Origin of the sequence: Nocardia paucivorans NBRC 100373 (assembly GCF_000308675.1) — a bacterium.
Classification (GTDB): Bacteria; Actinomycetota; Actinomycetes; order Mycobacteriales; family Mycobacteriaceae; genus Nocardia; species Nocardia paucivorans.
On record NZ_BAGE01000080.1, the window covers coordinates 1 to 534 of the forward strand.

At 68.9% G+C, this 534-nt stretch carries 1 protein-coding gene; it reads right to left on the bottom strand.

Features of this window, described 5'->3' with window-relative positions; translation table 11 throughout:
• Positions 1-534: ketoacyl-synthetase C-terminal extension domain-containing protein (locus ON32_RS23340; RefSeq protein WP_169331665.1), on the bottom strand; the 534-nt coding region annotated here is incomplete at both ends.

The following is a 534-nucleotide window of genomic DNA, read 5'->3' on the forward strand; positions in this document are numbered from 1 at the left end:
GAACCCGTCTCGAGGGGGCGCGTGTCCTCCGGCTGCGCGGGCGCATCACCGGACTCCTCGGTGGCGGGTTCGGTGGGCGCCTCCTCCACGATCACATGCGCATTGGTCCCACTCACCCCGAACGACGACACCCCCGCCCGACGCACCCGCTCCCCCACAGGCCACGCCTCCGCCTCGGTCAACAACCGCACCCCACCCGACGACCAATCCACATGCGGCGTCGGCGCATCCACATGCAACGTCTTCGGCAACACCCCATACCGCATCGCCTGCACCATCTTGATCACACCCCCCACACCCGCCGCAGCGGAGGTATGACCGATATTCGACTTCAACGACCCCAACCGGAACGGCCCGCTGTCCCCCCGCCGACCGTAGACATTGATCAAGGCCCGCGCCTCGATGGGGTCACCCAACATGGTGCCCGTGCCGTGCGCCTCCACCGCGTCCACATCCCACGGCTCCAGGCCGGCGCTCGCCAACGCGGCCTCGATCACCCGTTCCTGCGAAGGCCCGTTGGGTGCGGTCAACCCG